General features: G+C 51.5%; 12 protein-coding genes. 10 read left to right on the top strand and 2 right to left on the bottom strand.

Annotated features, from left to right (window positions below; translation table 11 throughout):
- Positions 1-169: 169 nt before the first annotated feature.
- The 7 genes from H70357_RS29500 (at position 170) to H70357_RS29470 (ending at position 9,571) form a co-directional block, all read left to right on the top strand.
- On the top strand, positions 170-676 hold the full coding sequence (locus H70357_RS29500; protein ID WP_038600817.1) for a GNAT family N-acetyltransferase: 507 nt from the start codon (positions 170-172) through the stop codon (positions 674-676).
- Positions 677-916: 240 nt separating this feature from the next.
- Positions 917-2,209: a homocysteine synthase gene (locus tag H70357_RS29495; protein ID WP_038596646.1), complete on the top strand. Its 1,293-nt coding sequence runs from the start codon at positions 917-919 to the stop codon at positions 2,207-2,209.
- 423 nt (positions 2,210-2,632) lie between these two features.
- Positions 2,633-3,691 (top strand): hypothetical protein, encoded by a 1,059-nt coding sequence (locus H70357_RS29490; RefSeq protein ID WP_038596644.1) that lies wholly within the window; start codon positions 2,633-2,635, stop codon positions 3,689-3,691.
- 1,651 nt (positions 3,692-5,342) lie between these two features.
- Positions 5,343-7,310, top strand: coding sequence for a heavy metal translocating P-type ATPase (locus H70357_RS29485; protein ID WP_038596642.1), 1,968 nt, complete (start codon positions 5,343-5,345; stop codon positions 7,308-7,310).
- Positions 7,311-7,508: 198 nt separating this feature from the next.
- Complete coding sequence (trxB, locus tag H70357_RS29480; protein WP_038596640.1) at positions 7,509-8,450, top strand: thioredoxin-disulfide reductase; 942 nt, start codon at positions 7,509-7,511, stop codon at positions 8,448-8,450.
- Positions 8,451-8,540: 90 nt separating this feature from the next.
- Positions 8,541-8,774 (top strand): glutaredoxin family protein, encoded by a 234-nt coding sequence (locus tag H70357_RS29475; RefSeq protein WP_038596638.1) that lies wholly within the window; start codon positions 8,541-8,543, stop codon positions 8,772-8,774.
- A gap of 398 nt (positions 8,775-9,172) precedes the next feature.
- Entirely contained in the window at positions 9,173-9,571 is a 399-nt protein-coding gene (locus H70357_RS29470) for a GNAT family N-acetyltransferase (protein ID WP_231578337.1), read from the top strand.
- A gap of 98 nt (positions 9,572-9,669) precedes the next feature.
- Here the strand turns inward: H70357_RS29470 and H70357_RS29465 are convergent, their stop codons facing one another.
- Together H70357_RS29465 and H70357_RS29460 are read right to left on the bottom strand one after the other, a co-directional pair.
- The gene (locus tag H70357_RS29465; protein WP_038596633.1) at positions 9,670-9,870 is read right to left on the bottom strand and encodes a hypothetical protein; all 201 of its coding nucleotides are present in this window, start codon (positions 9,868-9,870) and stop codon (positions 9,670-9,672) included.
- Between the two features lie 134 nt (positions 9,871-10,004).
- A complete protein-coding gene (locus tag H70357_RS29460) occupies positions 10,005-11,165 on the bottom strand; it encodes an ROK family transcriptional regulator (RefSeq protein WP_038596631.1) in 1,161 nt (386 codons plus the stop codon).
- 327 nt (positions 11,166-11,492) lie between these two features.
- On the opposite strand from H70357_RS29460, the gene xylA reads away from it, so the two are divergent.
- The 3 genes from xylA (at position 11,493) to H70357_RS29445 (ending at position 16,152) form a co-directional block, all read left to right on the top strand.
- Positions 11,493-12,809, top strand: a complete 1,317-nt coding sequence (gene xylA / locus H70357_RS29455) for a xylose isomerase (protein WP_038596629.1) — start codon at positions 11,493-11,495, stop codon at positions 12,807-12,809.
- 203 nt (positions 12,810-13,012) lie between these two features.
- Positions 13,013-14,509 carry a xylulokinase gene (gene xylB, locus H70357_RS29450; protein WP_038596627.1) on the top strand — a complete coding sequence of 499 codons (1,497 nt, stop codon included), beginning with the start codon at positions 13,013-13,015 and terminating at the stop codon, positions 14,507-14,509.
- A gap of 101 nt (positions 14,510-14,610) precedes the next feature.
- Positions 14,611-16,152, top strand: coding sequence for a response regulator transcription factor (locus H70357_RS29445; RefSeq protein WP_038596624.1), 1,542 nt, complete (start codon positions 14,611-14,613; stop codon positions 16,150-16,152).
- The last annotated feature ends 86 nt before the right edge of the window (positions 16,153-16,238 follow it).

The raw sequence follows: 16,238 nt of genomic DNA, 5'->3' as shown, positions 1-16,238 counted from the left end.
CTCTCAGACTTTCGTTGCTTGCAGCGGGAGTCTTTTTTCTATGCGGGAAATACTTCATAACAAAAACCTGATGGTCCATAAGCGCTGAGTAATATGATAGAATGATAGGCAAAGTTCCAGCGAATTTGGTGCAGCAAGTGAGTGCGAAGGAGAGAGATCATTGACGAAGATGAATTACCCGGTCATTGAAACAGACAGGTTGAAGTTAAGATTGCTGACGATTGAAGATCGTGAGGCGGTATTCCGCCATTTCTCGGAGGAAGAAGTAACGCGTTACATGGATATTCCGCCCTGCAGGGACATTAGCGAAGCGGACGAAATTATCCAGTTTCACATCGACGATTCGGGCTGCCGCTGGGGAGTATTCGATAAGCAGCAGGATCAATTGGCAGGGACCTGCGGCTATCATTGCTGGACAACCGGACCTGAGGGCAAAGCAGAAATCGGCTTTGATCTGTCCAGAGACTTCTGGGGCAGGGGACTGATGACCGAAGCACTCCTTCCGGTGATCGCCTTTGGTTATGAAGAGATGGGGCTTGAGGTCATTGAAGCTACAGTTGATCCGGGGAACGATAGATCCCTTCGCCTGCTGACAGCGTTGGGGTTTTGTAGAGATGAGGAGCTGGTAGACAATCTGGTATACTTCTATATGCGGCGAAATCAATTTGCCGGCTAGACACTCTTGCCGTTTACGATTAAAGTCCGATACATAGCGATGAAGCCTGATATATAGTGAAAATTGAAAGCGTTATCCACGGGAGGGAGTGCGATCAAATCAATAGTTCCTCTAAATAAAATAAAACACAGTGGAATAATGAGATATTTTTCTTTTCAAATGACATGGTTTGTGAGAGAATAGTTTCAATTCTTAATTAAATTGTTAACGGTTGCCAATTATGAATGGGAGGAAATACCAATGTCAGAAGACCGCAAGCTGTCGTTTGAAACTTTAGCCGTTCATGCAGGACAAGAGATCGATCCAACTACTTTATCGCGTGCCGTACCGTTGTATCAGACCACTTCCTACGGGTTCCGTGATGCGGAACATGCAGCCAATTTGTTCGCGCTCAAGGAATTCGGCAATATCTATACCCGTTTGATGAATCCGACCACCGATGTGTTCGAGCAGCGGATTGCCGCGCTTGAAGGCGGGGCAGGAGCCCTTGCCACAGCTTCAGGGGCAGCGGCAATTTCCTTCTCTATTCTGAACATCGCCGGTGCAGGGGATGAAATTGTGTCCTCCGCAAGTCTCTATGGCGGAACATACAACCTGTTCTCTACCACACTGCCCAAGCTGGGCATCAAGGTTCATTTTGTGGATTCGGATAATCCTGAGAACTTCCGCAGTGCGATTACAGATAAGACGAAGGCGCTCTACGCCGAAACGATCGGCAATCCGCAGGGAAATGTACTGGATATTGAAGCCGTGGCGGCCATTGCCCATGAGCATGGCATTCCGCTGATTGTGGATAATACCTTCCCGAGCCCGTATTTGCTTCGTCCGATTGAGTATGGAGCCGACATCGTAGTGCACTCAGCTACCAAATTCATCGGCGGGCACGGTACCTCCATCGGCGGAATCATTGTGGACGGCGGCAAATTCGACTGGAAAGCCAGCGGCAAATTCCCGGGGCTGACCGAGCCGGACCCAAGCTATCATGGCGTAGTTTACACGGAAGCTGTAGGACCGATTGCCTATATTATTAAAGCCCGCGTGCAGTTGCTGCGTGATTTGGGCGCTGCGATTTCGCCGTTTAACTCCTGGCTGCTGCTGCAAGGGCTGGAGACTTTACATTTGCGTCTTGAGCGTCACAGCCAGAATGCGCTGAAGGTTGCACAGTATCTGGAAGCCCATGAGAATGTGGAATGGGTCAGCTATGCCGGATTGCCGAGCCATCCTTCCTATACACTTGCCCAGAAGTATTTGCCAAAGGGGCAAGGCGCAATCCTTACCTTCGGAATTAAGGGCGGAGCCGCAGCGGGCGTCAAGCTGATAGAGAATGTGAAGCTGTTCTCCCATTTGGCCAATGTCGGTGATTCCAAGTCACTGATTATTCATCCGGCGAGCACTACACATCAGCAGCTTTCTGCCGAAGAGCAGACAACAGCAGGTGTGACCCCTGAATTGCTGCGTTTGTCGATTGGTACGGAATTCATTGACGATATTCTGTATGATCTGGAGCAGGCGATTGCTGCCAGCCAGCAATAAAGACAGCACAGCAACTGCACTTAAATAGTTACGGCCTGCAGCGCTTCGCTGCAGGCTATCAAGGCCTTTGCCATTATGCGGAGCCGTTTCCTTCATAATTATGAATCAGATTAATTCTAGGTGATTGTTCGCCTGCATGATCCTGTTCATACTTTGACAGGGCGGTGCATGGGGCAGATGGCCTTTTTGCATAGCTGAAGGAATGCAGAATATCGTTTCCCCTCAAAGCATATGCCTTACACAAGGGAGCGCCGGGTGATTTCACGCTTCTGCAACCGTTAAGAACTTACTCATTTGACAACGCTTGCATATTTCATGGCCCATTCCCGTATTTATAAAAAGAAGCAGCGTAACATGCCGGTGTCAACACGTCCCTAAAACGGCGGCCGGCAGCAATCCAATGCCAAAAAGGTGGGTGCGGTGATGAAGGGTGAACAACAGCAGGATCATGTTCGGAGTAATGAGGAGCGCCCGTTCAAGTATAACGCCGGTGATCGGGCTATAGGAGTGGAGATGAGCCAGGCTGCATCGGTGGCTTCCGCTGCTGCGGAATTTATAGACGAAGGGGAGCGGCAAAAGGGAATGGGTCCACTAAACCGTGCTTATTTCAAGCGTCCGGGGGAACGTCCGGCCTTTCTGGTGCTGCGTGACGGCTGTGAGGATCGCCCGCTTTTCCGGGAGGATGCCGGAACGGCTCCGGTGGGCCCTTGTCTGATCCGGAGCGAAGAGTGGCTCAATACTCCCGAGCTAGCCGAGCTGTATGACAGCTGGTTGACAGGGGAGGATGAAGTCCAGACGGAACGGACATTGCAGCGGATCTATTACCGGCTGCGGGCCGCATCCTTGGCGCTGCTGGAATCAGCAGACGGGGCCTGGACCGCGGTCACCCTGCTATATACCCCGGAGCTTGCCGCGTTGCCTGCAAGGCTGGCCGTGCTTCAGGATGCGCAGCTCGAAGCGCTGTTCTCCGCCGTGGCGGAGAGCCAGCGGGTGGGCAGCGACTGCCGCGTGGATCTGCTGGCGCCTTATCCCGCCAGCGCGCCCGAATTCGCGGTGATGCGCGAATTCATCGAGGACGTGGCCGAACAGACACTCGGCCACGCTTATGCGGCGGCTTGCCGCATCGGGGCGCTGATCGCGCCCGGTGCACATTACGCCGCCGGGGAAATCGCGCGCATCGCCGATTTCCTTGTGCTGGACGGCGCGGCCTGCGGGCACGCGCCGGAAGCCAGCTCCGCCGAGGGCTTTGCCCGTGCGGCGGGAGAGATGCTGGCCGCCGTGCGGCGCGTGAAGCCGGCGGCGGTGGTGCTCGCCGCGGGGGCACCGGCGGCGGCCGCGCTTGCCGATCTGTATGCGATCGGCATGAGCGGGATCTTTTGCAGCGCTGGCCAGCGGACCGAAGCGCTGCTCAGGGCAGCCTGCCTGACCTGGATGGCCCGGCAGGACCATAACGAAGATCCAGCCGCCGGCGGTTGGCTGTAGGATTTCCGGGCGCCCTCCCGCTCTGGCAATAGCCGACGGCCGGGCGCCTGTCCAGCGAATATCCGCCATTTTATGCGGCGGCTCGCATATCCGTTATCATTGGTGTGCCTGTTCAAATGATTTCTGGTATTCCAGGCATCTGTACAACGATTAGCCCGCATCCGGGCATAAGACTAACCTCCCCGGCAGCTATTTAGCCTGATACTGGCTGGGGGTAGAAGCCGCTGCAATTTAACCGAATGATGATGAGGTCTCGTGGGATAATTGCACTTTGTACATCTATTTCATTACTTTTTTAGCTTTATTGAGCTATAGTTGCATTCAATACAGCTATAAAAAGCAAAATTGGCCCGCAGAGGAGCAATCGGCTATTTTAGCTGCATGAACTACAACTATTTCACCAAAACGTTTGTTTCTGCCGTGAATAGTTGCAGTAAATACACTTATGTCTATCGGATAGCAGGCAACGTACTCGTATCCAATCGGTTCAGCCAATTATCCTTCCATGATTCTTAAGGTAATTGAAAATGTGGTAACCGATGCATCCCCTTGTTCCGCATTGCTGCGGTAAACATGGGGATGTTTGCGTTCGAAGGGAGGGGGAGCACTGGTAGGACAAGGATAGGCTAGAGAGACGAAGGGACTTTTAAAGATGCAATCAAGGATGGATACTCAAGTGCTCATTTTATTAAGTTTCTTTAGACCCCGCGTTTCTCATGTTGCCCACGTATACCTTTGCTCCAAATGCCCGTGATATTGAGGTTACCTCAATCCCACGATTTGATTTCCCCGTGACCCCATTTGCCCACGTACACTGTTGCTCCCAATGCCCGAGATGTTGAGGTTACCTCAATCCCACGATTTGATTTCCCCGTGACCCCATTTGCCCACGTGCATTGTTGCTCCCAATACCCGCGATGTTGAGGTTACCCTCAATCTCATAATTTCCCCATGACCCCATTTGCCCACGTACGCTGTTGCTCACGACCCGCGATGTTGTGGTTACTCACTCCCATGATGATTTCCCCGTTACCCCATTTGCCCATGTGCATTGTTGCTCACGACCCGCGATGTTGAGGTTACCGTCAAGCCCTTGATTTCCTGTTACCCCATTTGCCCACGTACATTGTTGCTCTCAATGCCGCGGTGCTAAGGTTACCCTCAAGCTCTTGATTTCCACAATCCCTCAGTTACCAATGTGCGCTGTGCTCATGATCCCCGCGTTGCTGATCCTACCCTTGTTCTCTTGATTCTTACGTTACCCAATGTCCAAGTTACGCCGTTGCTCACAATACCCAGTTACCCCAAGCACGCAACCCACACTCGTCATTCATTCATTCATTCATTCACCCACCCACCCACCCATATTGTAGTCGTCATCCCCGTAACCCCCCTCAAAAAAAGGCTAGTCTCCGGGTTTACATTCGAACGGAAAGTGGTATAGTATAACTATAAGTTGCATCGAGGAAATATATTTGCATTATTGCAACAATGATTATCATTCTCATTTACCATGCTGTCCCGGCTGAGCCGGGGCAGCATGTGTCATTTTAAGGGCTTTAATAATGGCTCTCATTCTCAGTTGGCTGCTCTTCATCTTGTCAAGGACAGAATGCCAATGCTCCTAAACCAATCAGGAAGGTGATTATTCATGCAAGCAACATCCAAACAAATGCCAAAACCAATAGCGCGCCAAGGCAACGCGCAGCAGCCCCGGACACCGGAGCCGCGACGTTTCGATCCGAAGGCTATGCTGGGCAATTCCGAAATGCAGGCTGCCCTGGGCAGCGGATTACTTATGCTGATTGCTTGGGCAGCCAGCGGCTGGTCGGAAATCCTCTCAGTGCTGCTCTACGTGATCTCTTATACGGTAGGCGGCTGGATTAAAGCGAAGGAAGGTGTGGAGACACTGGTCAAGGAACGCGACCTCGATGTCAACCTGCTGATGATCGCTGCCGCTCTGGGCGCCGCTTCAATCGGCTACTGGAACGAAGGTGCGATGCTGATCTTCATCTTTGCACTGAGCGGTGCTCTGGAGAGTTATACCATGGAGCGCAGTAAAAAGGACATCTCCTCCCTGATGGCCCTGAAGCCGGCCACGGCAGTGCGCATTGAGCAGGGGGCAATGAACGAGGTTGCGATTGATCTTTTGGCCATCGGAGATTTGCTGCTGGTGCGGCCCGGTGAACTGATTCCCGCTGACGGTAAAGTGTGCCGGGGTGAATCGGCCGTCAATCAGGCTTCGATCACAGGCGAATCATTGCCGGTAGAGAAAACAGCCGGAAGTGAAGTGTTCGCCGGGACCGTCAACGGGGAAGGCCCGCTTTATATCGAAGTTACCAAGGCTGCAGAGAACACCCTTTTTGCCAAGATTATTAAGATGGTGGAAGAGGCGGAGAGCGAAGTGCCGGATTCACAGCGGTTTATTAAACGGCTGGAGTCGATTTATGCCCGGGTGGTTGTGGCTGCAACGGTTGCATTGATTGCATTGCCGCCATATCTGCTGGACTGGAGCTGGAGCGATACTTTTTATAAAGCGATGGTCTTTCTTGTGGTGGCTTCACCGTGCGCGCTGGTCTCATCCATCATGCCTGCCATGCTGTCGGCCATTTCCAAAAGTGCGCGCAAAGGCATCCTGTTCAAAGGTGGCGTGCACCTGGAGAATATGGCGCGGACGTCTGTGGTAGCCTTTGATAAGACCGGAACGTTGACTGAGGGGATTCCGCAGGTGACGGATTTTATCGCCGGAGAGGGATATGACCGGAGGGAGCTGCTGTCGGTCAGCGCATCCATTGAGAAATTGTCACGCCATCCGCTGGCGGAAGCGGTTGTCCGCATGGCTGAGGAGGAGCAGGTGGAGCTGTACAATATCCAGGAGAGCAAATCCGTAACCGGCTGGGGGATTGAAGGCACGGTTCAAGGCCAACAATGGAGAATCGGCAAATCCAATCTTTTGGATGAGCCGGCAGTTCAGAGGGATGACGAACCAGTACAACACTGGAAAACCTTGCGGCAGCAGTTCGAGGCTGAAGGAAAGACCGTGTCGCTGATTCTGGCCGGTGACAAAATCGCCGGGATGATTGCGCTGCAGGATACGGTGCGTCCTCAGGCCGAAGTTGCTGTACGCAAGCTGCAGAAGCTGGGAATTAAGGTGGCTATGCTGACCGGGGACCGGGCAGAGGCGGCGCAGGCAATGGCAGCAAGAACGGGAGTGGACATGGTATTTGCCGATCTTTTGCCGGAGGATAAAGTAAGTCATATTAAAGCGCTCCGTGAGCAATATGGCCATGTGATTATGGTTGGTGATGGGGTCAATGATGCTCCGGCTCTGGCAACGGCCACCGTTGGCATGGGGATGGGTATGAAGGGCAGCGGCGCGGCACTTGAGATTGCCGATGTGGTGCTGATGAACGATAATATTGAAGAGATTTCTTCGACCATTGCGCTGGCCCGCCGGTCGCAGCGTATTGTGAAGCAGAATATGATTTTTGCTGTTACCGTGATCGCCAGCCTGATGCTGGGCAACTTTTTGCAGGGGATCGCGCTCCCCTTCGGTGTTGTTGGCCATGAAGGCAGCACAATTCTCGTGATCCTGAACGGATTAAGACTTTTACGCTAATAAAAGCTGAAATCGACAAACCTACAGGGTATTCCGGAAATTTAATTGCTTAAAATTGAATTGTTCACAAAATGGGTACGATTACAGCGTGTCTGGCATATTGACAACTCCTTCTTGGGTGATCATAATAAGTACTACATTATAATAATTTTAATTAAGGATTGACGCTTAACCGTCCATCTCAAGGAGGATATAGTCATGTACAAATCCATTATCGTTGGTACCGGACCGGCCGGACTGACTGCTGCTATCTATTTGGCCCGCGCCAACCTGAATCCGCTGGTGATTGAAGGTCCGCAACCGGGTGGTCAGCTTACCACTACAACGGAAATTGAGAATTTCCCCGGATTCCCTGAAGGTATTATGGGTCCTGAACTCATGGACAATATGCGTAAGCAGGCTGAGCGTTTCGGTGCAAAGTTTATTACAGGCTGGGTGAACAGCGTAGAGCTGGGGGATCGTCCGTTCAAGCTGAACGTTGAAGGTATGGGAACATTGACTACAGATACACTGATCCTATCGACAGGTGCTACGGCAAAATACCTCGGCATTCCCGGTGAGCAGGACAACATCGGACGCGGTGTCAGCACTTGTGCGACTTGTGACGGATTCTTCTTCCGCGGCAAAGAGATCGTCGTTGTCGGCGGCGGTGATTCCGCCCTTGAGGAAGCTGGCTTCCTGACCCGTTTTGCTTCGAAAGTTACCCTTGTGCACCGCCGTGAAGAGCTGCGAGCTTCCAAAATTATGCAGGATCGTGTCCGCGATAATGCCAAGGTGACCTGGGGGCTGAACCGTACTCCACTGGAAGTGACTTCCGGCGACAAAGGCGTGAACGGTCTGAAGGTTCTTAATAATGAAACCGGCGAAGAGGAATTCATTGAAGCCAGCGGTGTATTTGTAGCTGTCGGCCATCATCCGAATACTTCCTTCCTGGGTGGTCAAATTACAACGGATGCGAGCGGGTATATCGTGACCAATCCGGGTACCTCCGAAACCAATATTCCTGGCGTATTTGCTTGCGGCGACGTTCAGGATACCCGTTACAGACAAGCCATTACGGCAGCGGGCAGTGGTTGCATGGCAGCTATGGATGCTGAGAAATACATCGAAAGCCTGGAGCACAGTGCGGTTATTTTGTAACCCTCTATTTGGAATAAAAGGCACTCCGGTGCTACAATAGATACTACCCTGATCTATACTGTTCATATAAAATTAAGGAGGAGATCAACTATGGAAAATGTAATTGTATACACTTCAACCAATTGCCCGCATTGCCGTCAGGTGAAGAGCTTCCTGAGCGAGAAGGGTGTATCCTACGAGGAACGCAACATCGAGCAGAATGATGATTACGCGCAGCAGGTTTGGGATATGGGTATGAGAGCTGTACCTGTAACCGTCATCGGCGATTTCAAAATCGTAGGCATGAACAAAACGCAATTCGACAAGGCTTTGGCAACTGTATAATACAGCCTTTGCTCTTGAATAAGAGGATACCGGCCGCTTCCGAGATGGGGGCGGTCTTTGCGTTGCCGGGCTTGTATCCGTCCGAATCGTTCAATGTACATATGGATCTCCAACCGATGAAAGGATGCTGCAAACCTTGTTAATGAATTTAAAGGACTATATAGATTGAACTTAAAAACTTGAGATAAGGAAAAGGAGGAACGGAGGGGGATTTTGGAACTGGAGGAGCGGTAGCGTCCGCCTTTGTCTTCGGATTTCTACCGCTAAGAGCGGTTAAATCAAGAAATCTGAAGACAACAGCGGCCGGAAGTCCAAATATTCTCCGTAGTTGCGACTGATCCTGTACTCTAAAACCTTAAGTTCAATCTATATATAAGGATTACGGGGCAGTAAAACGTTTGCTGGCCGAGTGCATGTGGGCTGCCGATGAGGAGCTTGATGAGAAAAGCGAGCAGGTGCTTGCGGGATATATTGCAAATGATTGTACAGAATTGCTGGGCTGCTTTGAGAATGGACGGTTGGCAGGGCTCATCGGAATCATGCGGCATTCCAGGAAAGCGGCGGAGATCAGGCATCTTGCAGTTCAGGAGCAGTGGCGCGGGAAAGGGATCGGCAGAAAGATGGTAGAGGAACTCCGCAGAACTGCTGAATATGACACGATAACCGCGGAGACAGACCATGACGCCGTTGGGTTCTACAGGAATAGCGGATTTGCAGTTAAGAGTCTGGGGGAAAAATATCCCGGAGTCGAGCGTTTCATCTGCAGTCTTTCTCTAAATGACGCAGAACGGAGCTGAGGCAGTCCGGGGAGCAAGTTTCCGTACAAAAAATAGTCTGCTTTTGTGATGCCGGCTAGTTTTTGTACGGGCAGGAGCAAAGGGTTCGAAGCTCTCGCTTAAGCTTGGGTAAAGGACATGATTACTTGAAAAATAGCGTATACAACAACACCGCTGATAATAAGCATGAATCCCGATTTCTTCCTCGATTGGAACAGACGCAGTACACCGAGACTGACTAAAGGAGCAATGATGAGCAGCAGCAGCAGCACAGTGATGAACATCTGCGCTGAAAGATCAGACGTATCAACATAGGTCATAGACTCACTCTCGCTTTCAGAAAAAGGGGTGATGGTGACATATGTCACACAGTTATGACCTAATTATAAAGGATTGCCCTGCTTATTGCTGCACTTTGGGCTGCTTTAAATGCGGCAAATTTACGTCAATTTGTCTACAGGGTTACCCTGATATTGCCGAGAAAATGCATCACGGCCGAAAAGCCCGCACCGATCATGGTCCCGCGGCTGCCCAGCTTGGAAAAAGTGATCTCCAGCTGCTGCTTATGGTAGGGCAGCGTACGCTTAGCCACTACGCTGCGCAGCGGTTCGCCCAGCCAAGGCTCGGCCTCGGACAGGGCTCCTCCGATAACAATCAGCTCCGGATTGAAGCTGTTGATCAGATTCGTGACGCCAATGCCCAGATATTCGCCCATGGTTGAGAAGTGGCGCAGCGTATCCTCCTGCCCGTCCAGCGCATGGCGGACCAGTTCTGTGGTAGTGCGGGCAGGCAATGACAAGTTTGAGTTGTCATAGGTCTTCTCGGAGGCATACAGCTCCCAGCAGCCCCGGCTTCCGCAGCTGCAGGGTTTGCCTTCCGCTTCAATGGTCATATGTCCGGTTTCTCCGGCATATCCGCGGGCGCCCTTGTACAGCTCTCCCCCGATGATAATTCCCGATCCGATCCCTGAACCGGCACTGATATACAGCAGGTGGCGCACGCCCCGGGCTGCTCCGAAATTAAGCTCTCCCTGTGCACCCGCATTGGCTTCATTGTCTATCGTGACGGGAACAGCGAAGGTACTCTCCAGAATGGAACGTAAATCCACCATCTCCCAGCCAAGGTTGGGGGCGAACAGCACCACGCCGTTCTCATCGACCATCCCCGGCACACCTACTCCGATTCCAACGATACCGTAAGGCGACGCGGGGGATTTGGTGATCAGTTCCGCAATGATAGCCTTCATCTGATTCACAACATAAGGGAAATCATGGGCATCCAACCGGCAATCCCGCTCGTGAAGCACCCCGCCGTCCAGATCGCAGAGCACCGCCGTGAGCTGCTTTACGCGCAGCTCAATGCCGATGACGCTTCCCGCCATTTTGTTAAAATGCAGCATGAGCGGTTTGCGTCCGCCGCTGGATTCCCCGGGGCCGGCTTCAGTCACAAGCTCCTGTCCGCAAAGCTCGGCGACAAGGTTGGACACGGTTGCTTTATTAAGGCCGGTCATCTCGGAGACTTTGGCCCGGGAGACCGGAGAATGCGTGCGGATCATATGTAAAATAATCGACTTATTGATTTTTTTGACCAGCGCCTGGTCACCGGTAACTTTCACGAAGTACACTTCCTTTTTTGACAACGTTCTCATTAGAGTAGTATGCCACTTAGTCTAGAGTGATGTGCGGAAAAATGCAACAGGAAGCGCATTGTGTTCAAACGAATGGCAACGCATAGGCGCTGCTGTCAAAGGGTACTTTATGGTCATGTTAAACGATAGAGTGGCAGGGGACGGGGTTTTGGCCCTACTCGCGGAGGACAAGAAATAGACAAATAAAAAGTTGTTTAAAACTTTGTTTAACCAATATACAAAGTTCTGAAGATGTGTTAAGATGATGCTGTAAACGCTTGCGGGCGAAGCAAAATATCGAGGAGGATTTTACAAATGGCTTATTTTGAAACAGTGAGCAAGATCTCTTACGAGGGAAGCCGTTCCACCAACCCATTCGCATTCAAATTCTACAATCCTAAAGAAATCGTAGCCGGCAAAACCATGGAAGAGCACCTGAAGTTTGCAATGGCATATTGGCATACATTAACTGCTGGCGGTTCCGATCCGTTCGGCGCAGAAACTGCAATCCGCAGCTGGAATCACCTGAGTGGCCTGGACAAGGCTAAAGCCCGCGCTGAAGCGGCTTTTGAATTCATGGAGAAGATGGACCTGCCGTACTACTGCTTCCATGATGTGGACATCGCTCCTGAAGGCGCATCTTTGCGTGAGTTCTACAGCAACATTGATACCATCGTAGATATCCTTGAACAAGGCATGAAGACTTCCGGCAAGAAATTGCTGTGGAACACAGCCAACATGTTCACTAATCCGCGTTATATGCACGGTGCAGGCTCCACTCCTAATGCTGATGTCTTCGCACATGCAGCTGCACAAGTGAAGAAGGGTCTGGAAGTTGGTAAACGTCTGGGCGCACAAAACTATGTATTCTGGGGTGGCCGTGAAGGCTACGAGGAATTGCTTAACACAGATATGGGCCTTGAGCAGGATAACATTGCACGTCTGTTCAGCCTGGCTGTAGATTACGCTAAGGAAATCGGCTTCGACGGCCAATTCCTGATCGAGCCTAAACCAAAAGAGCCTACCAAACATCAATATGACTTCGATGCAGCAACAACAATTGCGTTCCTGCAGAAATATAACCTCGATAAGCACTTCAAGCTGAACCTTGAAGCTAACCATGCAACACTTGCCGGTCATACTTTTGAGCATGAACTGCGTGTAGCACGCACTAACGGCATGCTTGGATCGCTTGACGCAAACCAAGGCGATACATTGCTGGGCTGGGATACCGATGAATTCCCGGTTAACATTTACGATGCAACTCTTACGCTTTATGAAGTACTCAAGAATGACGGACTTGGCAAAGGCGGAATCAACTTTGACTCCAAAGTACGCCGTCCTTCCTTCGAAGCTGAGGATCTGTTCCTGGCGCACATCGCCGGTATGGACACTTATGCCAAAGGCCTTAAAGTTGCCGCTAAATTGCTTGAAGACCGCGTATTTGAAGACTTCATCGCGAAACGTTACAGCAGCTTTAATGAAGGCGTAGGGGCAGACATCGTTTCCGGCAAAGCAACATTGGCTTCGCTTGCCGAATACGCACTGAACAACGAAAATCCGCGCCGCAATGAGTCCGGACGTCAAGAACTGCTCAGAGCTACTTTGAACCAATACATCCTGGCTGAGTAGGATTAGGGCTTGAGCTTACGGCTCAGACTTTAGTTCAGCCGATATTAACGCAACGGGGGTTGCTGAAGAGAGCATTCTTCGGCAGCCCCTTTTCTTGTAAATGATGTTTCTTCATATAACTTTTAGCGGATGCTTACGAAGCGAGTTTTGCTCGGAGTGAAATCCCAGAAGCAAAAGCTCGCAAAACTTTTAGGAGGATCAATATGAAATATGTAATCGGTGTAGACCTGGGGACCAGTGCGGTAAAGACTGTATTGGTTGATCCGCAGGGAAAGGTGGCCTTCGAGCATTCCGAAGCCTACCCGCTTAGCAGACCCCAGCCGAACTGGAGTGAACAGAATCCCGAGGACTGGGTGAAAGGAACGCTGGTTAGCCTCCGCCGTCTGATCGAGGTGTCTGGTGTAGATCCTTCGCAAGTGGACGGCATCAGCTTTTCGGGGCAAATGCATGGTCTGGTGCTGGTGGACAGCGAAGGTAATGTGCTGCGTCCGGCAATTCTCTGGAATGACACCCGCACTACAGCACAATGCCGTACAATAGAGAAGAAACTGGGAACAAAGCTGATCAACATTGCCAGAAACCGCGCCTTGGAAGGGTTCACACTGCCCAAAATCCTGTGGGTTCAGGAGAATGAGCCAGAGGTGCTGGCGCAAGCGCACCAGTTCCTTCTGCCGAAGGATTACGTGCGTTTCCGTCTAACCGGTGATTATGCGATGGATTATTCCGACGCGGCGGGTACATTGCTGCTGGACGTAGGTGCGAAGCAGTGGAGTACGGAAATTGCCGAAGCTTTCTCACTTCCGGTCTCGCTGTGCCCTAGACTGGTAGAGTCCTTCGAACTGACGGGAACGCTGCTGCCTGAGATTGCTGAAGCCTCCGGCCTTCTGACATCCACTAAGGTATTTGCCGGCGGTGCGGATAACGCCTGCGGCGCGCTCGGCGCCGGTATTCTGGGTGAAGGCAGGACGATGTGCAGCATCGGCACTTCCGGTGTGGTCCTCTCCTATGAGAGCAACAAGGATCTTAATCTGGAAGGTAAGGTCCATTTCTTTAATCACGGGGAGAAGGATGCCTATTATATTATGGGCGTTACTCTTGCTGCGGGACATAGTCTTACCTGGTTCAAAGAAACCTTTGCGGCGGAGAAGAGCTTTGACGAATTGCTGAAAGGTGTAAACGATGTGCCGGCTGGAAGCGGCGGGCTGTTGTTCACACCGTACATCGTTGGTGAACGCACGCCTCATCCGGATGCAAATATCCGCGGCAGCTTCATCGGCATGGACTCCGGCCATACCTTGTCCCACTTCACCCGTTCGGTCTTGGAAGGAATTACGTTCTCCCTGCGCGAGTCGATTGAAATTGTGCGTGAATCGGGTAAGGAAATTACAGAGATTGTGGCGATCGGCGGCGGTGCGAAGAATGAGGCCTGGCTGCAAATGCAGGCTGATATTTTCAATGCGTCGATTATCAAGCTGGAGAGTGAACAGGGCCCGGCTATGGGTGCGGCAATGCTGGCTGCCTACGGCAGCGGCTGGTTCCCTTCCCTTGGTGCATGTGCAGAAGCATTCATCCGTCCTGCAGAAGTGTTTAAGCCGAATGCCGGGCAAGTTGCGGTCTATGATGGATTATTCAGTATTTACCAGGACGTATACGGCCAGACCCGCGAATTGAATGATAAACTGGCTACATACCGGAAATAACTGGGCTTGCAAGAATGGGGCTGGCGATCTGCCCGCGATACCCGATAGGGCAGCGCTTGAGCTGTCCTTACGGAACTACGCTTCTTAGGGGCTGAAGACTAATGATAAAAGTGCTGATTGTAGATGACGAGCCCAAGCTGAGGGAGGGGATGCGTACACTAATCTCTTGGGAGGAGCTGGGTTACACCGTAGTGGCGACGGCGGCAAACGGATTCGAGGCGCTTGATAAGTTCCATAGCTTTGCTCCCAAGCTAATTGTCGCAGATATTCGCATGCCGGGAATGGACGGCCTGGAGCTGATTAATGAGCTGCGCAAAGAAAACGCTAACTGCCATGTGATTATTCTTAGCGGTCATGCTGACTTCGAATATGCCAAACGGGCGATCTCCTATCATATTGACGGATATTTGCTGAAGCCGGTCGACGAAGAGGAATTGATCTCCTATCTTCATGATCTGCGTGTCACGATAAGCCAGGAGGAGCAATTGAGCCAGCTTCAGATGGATTTCCCGGTACGCGGCAATGAAGCGCTGCTGCGCGAGCTGCTTCAGCCGCGCGAGAATGGTTTTGACACGGCAGAATCAGCAGCCGGACTAGGGCTTACGGGGTGGAGCTGTGAAATTGTACTGCTTGAGCTGAAACAGGCGCAGAAAGGCGAAGACGGAAGTGAAGATCGTGTACGCAGCTTGCTGGAGCAGCATTGGCCGGCAGAGGAAGCATTGTTCTTCACCTTGCCTCCATATATGGGAATCCTGTTGAAGGAACCGCTCAAGGACGGGGATGCCCGCACAGCATTGTGGAATGACCTCAATAGAGTTATTTCCAAAGAGGGATTGGATTTTTATGCCGCTTCCGGAGGCGGAGTTGCCGATCCTCAGCTGGCAAGCCAGTCTTTTTCCGCAGCCCGCGAGCTGCTGGAGGCAGCTTTTTTCGGACGCAGGGAAATTCTTCTGAGCGGACAGCCAGATGAATGGCTGGTTCGGATCGAAGAGACTGAAGACATTGAGGAATTGGAACGCGATGAAGAGATGGAACTGCTGCTTGCGATTGAAACCGGGAGTAATGAAGCCATTCAGGCGCTGGTCGGGCAGATCATCCGCAAACTTGTTGCTATAAAACGCAATGAGACGTATATCAAAGATAATCTGATCCGGATCATGAGCAGTACGGTTGCCCGCCTGGAGGCAGCTACCCCAGACATCCGTTCCTTTATTGCGGGCAATCCTTCTCCCACGGGGGAAGTGTACAGCAGTTATTATCTGAGCGATATCGAGAATATGGCCGGGAACTACCTTGAGCAAATTTCGAAGCAGATGAACAGTGGCGGAAAGGGCGATGAGATTAAACGGATCACCGATTTGATCCAGCGCCGCTACAATGAGAACTTGAAGCTGGGGATGCTTGCGCAAATATTTAATTATAATAGCGCCTATCTGGGCAAAATGTTCAAGAACCAGATGGGCGAACATTTTAATACCTATCTGGATAAGGTGAGAATTGAGAAAGCGAAGCAATTTCTGACACAGGGCATGAAGGTGTATGAAGTTGCTGAAAGAGTCGGGTATATGAATTCCGATTATTTTAACGCCAAGTTCCGCAAATACGTCGGGGTATCCCCAACCGCCTACCGCAAGGATAATTAATCTTGGCCAGCGCACTTGCCGAACGATCAACGTGAGCATTATGATAGACAGGCTGTTCCCTATCTGCGGCAGATGAGGGAGCGGCC

This window comes from Paenibacillus sp. FSL H7-0357 (assembly GCF_000758525.1).
In the GTDB taxonomy this organism is placed as follows: domain Bacteria; phylum Bacillota; class Bacilli; order Paenibacillales; family Paenibacillaceae; genus Paenibacillus_AQ.
This window is presented reverse-complemented; position numbering and strand designations above follow the sequence as displayed.

What these genes read in the sequence shown, in the direction of transcription:
- H70357_RS29475 (WP_038596638.1), top strand. Translation starts at nt 8,541, where the DNA reads ATGGAAAATGTAATTGTATACACTTCAACCAATTGCCCGCATTGCCGT.
- xylA (WP_038596629.1), top strand. Translation starts at nt 11,493, where the DNA reads ATGGCTTATTTTGAAACAGTGAGCAAGATCTCTTACGAGGGAAGCCGT.
- H70357_RS29445 (WP_038596624.1), top strand. Translation starts at nt 14,611, where the DNA reads ATGATAAAAGTGCTGATTGTAGATGACGAGCCCAAGCTGAGGGAGGGG.
- trxB (WP_038596640.1), top strand. Translation starts at nt 7,509, where the DNA reads ATGTACAAATCCATTATCGTTGGTACCGGACCGGCCGGACTGACTGCT.
- H70357_RS29465 (WP_038596633.1), bottom strand. Translation starts at nt 9,870, where the DNA reads ATGACCTATGTTGATACGTCTGATCTTTCAGCGCAGATGTTCATCACT.
- H70357_RS29490 (WP_038596644.1), top strand. Translation starts at nt 2,633, where the DNA reads ATGAAGGGTGAACAACAGCAGGATCATGTTCGGAGTAATGAGGAGCGC.
- xylB (WP_038596627.1), top strand. Translation starts at nt 13,013, where the DNA reads ATGAAATATGTAATCGGTGTAGACCTGGGGACCAGTGCGGTAAAGACT.
- H70357_RS29500 (WP_038600817.1), top strand. Translation starts at nt 170, where the DNA reads ATGAATTACCCGGTCATTGAAACAGACAGGTTGAAGTTAAGATTGCTG.
- H70357_RS29495 (WP_038596646.1), top strand. Translation starts at nt 917, where the DNA reads ATGTCAGAAGACCGCAAGCTGTCGTTTGAAACTTTAGCCGTTCATGCA.
- H70357_RS29485 (WP_038596642.1), top strand. Translation starts at nt 5,343, where the DNA reads ATGCAAGCAACATCCAAACAAATGCCAAAACCAATAGCGCGCCAAGGC.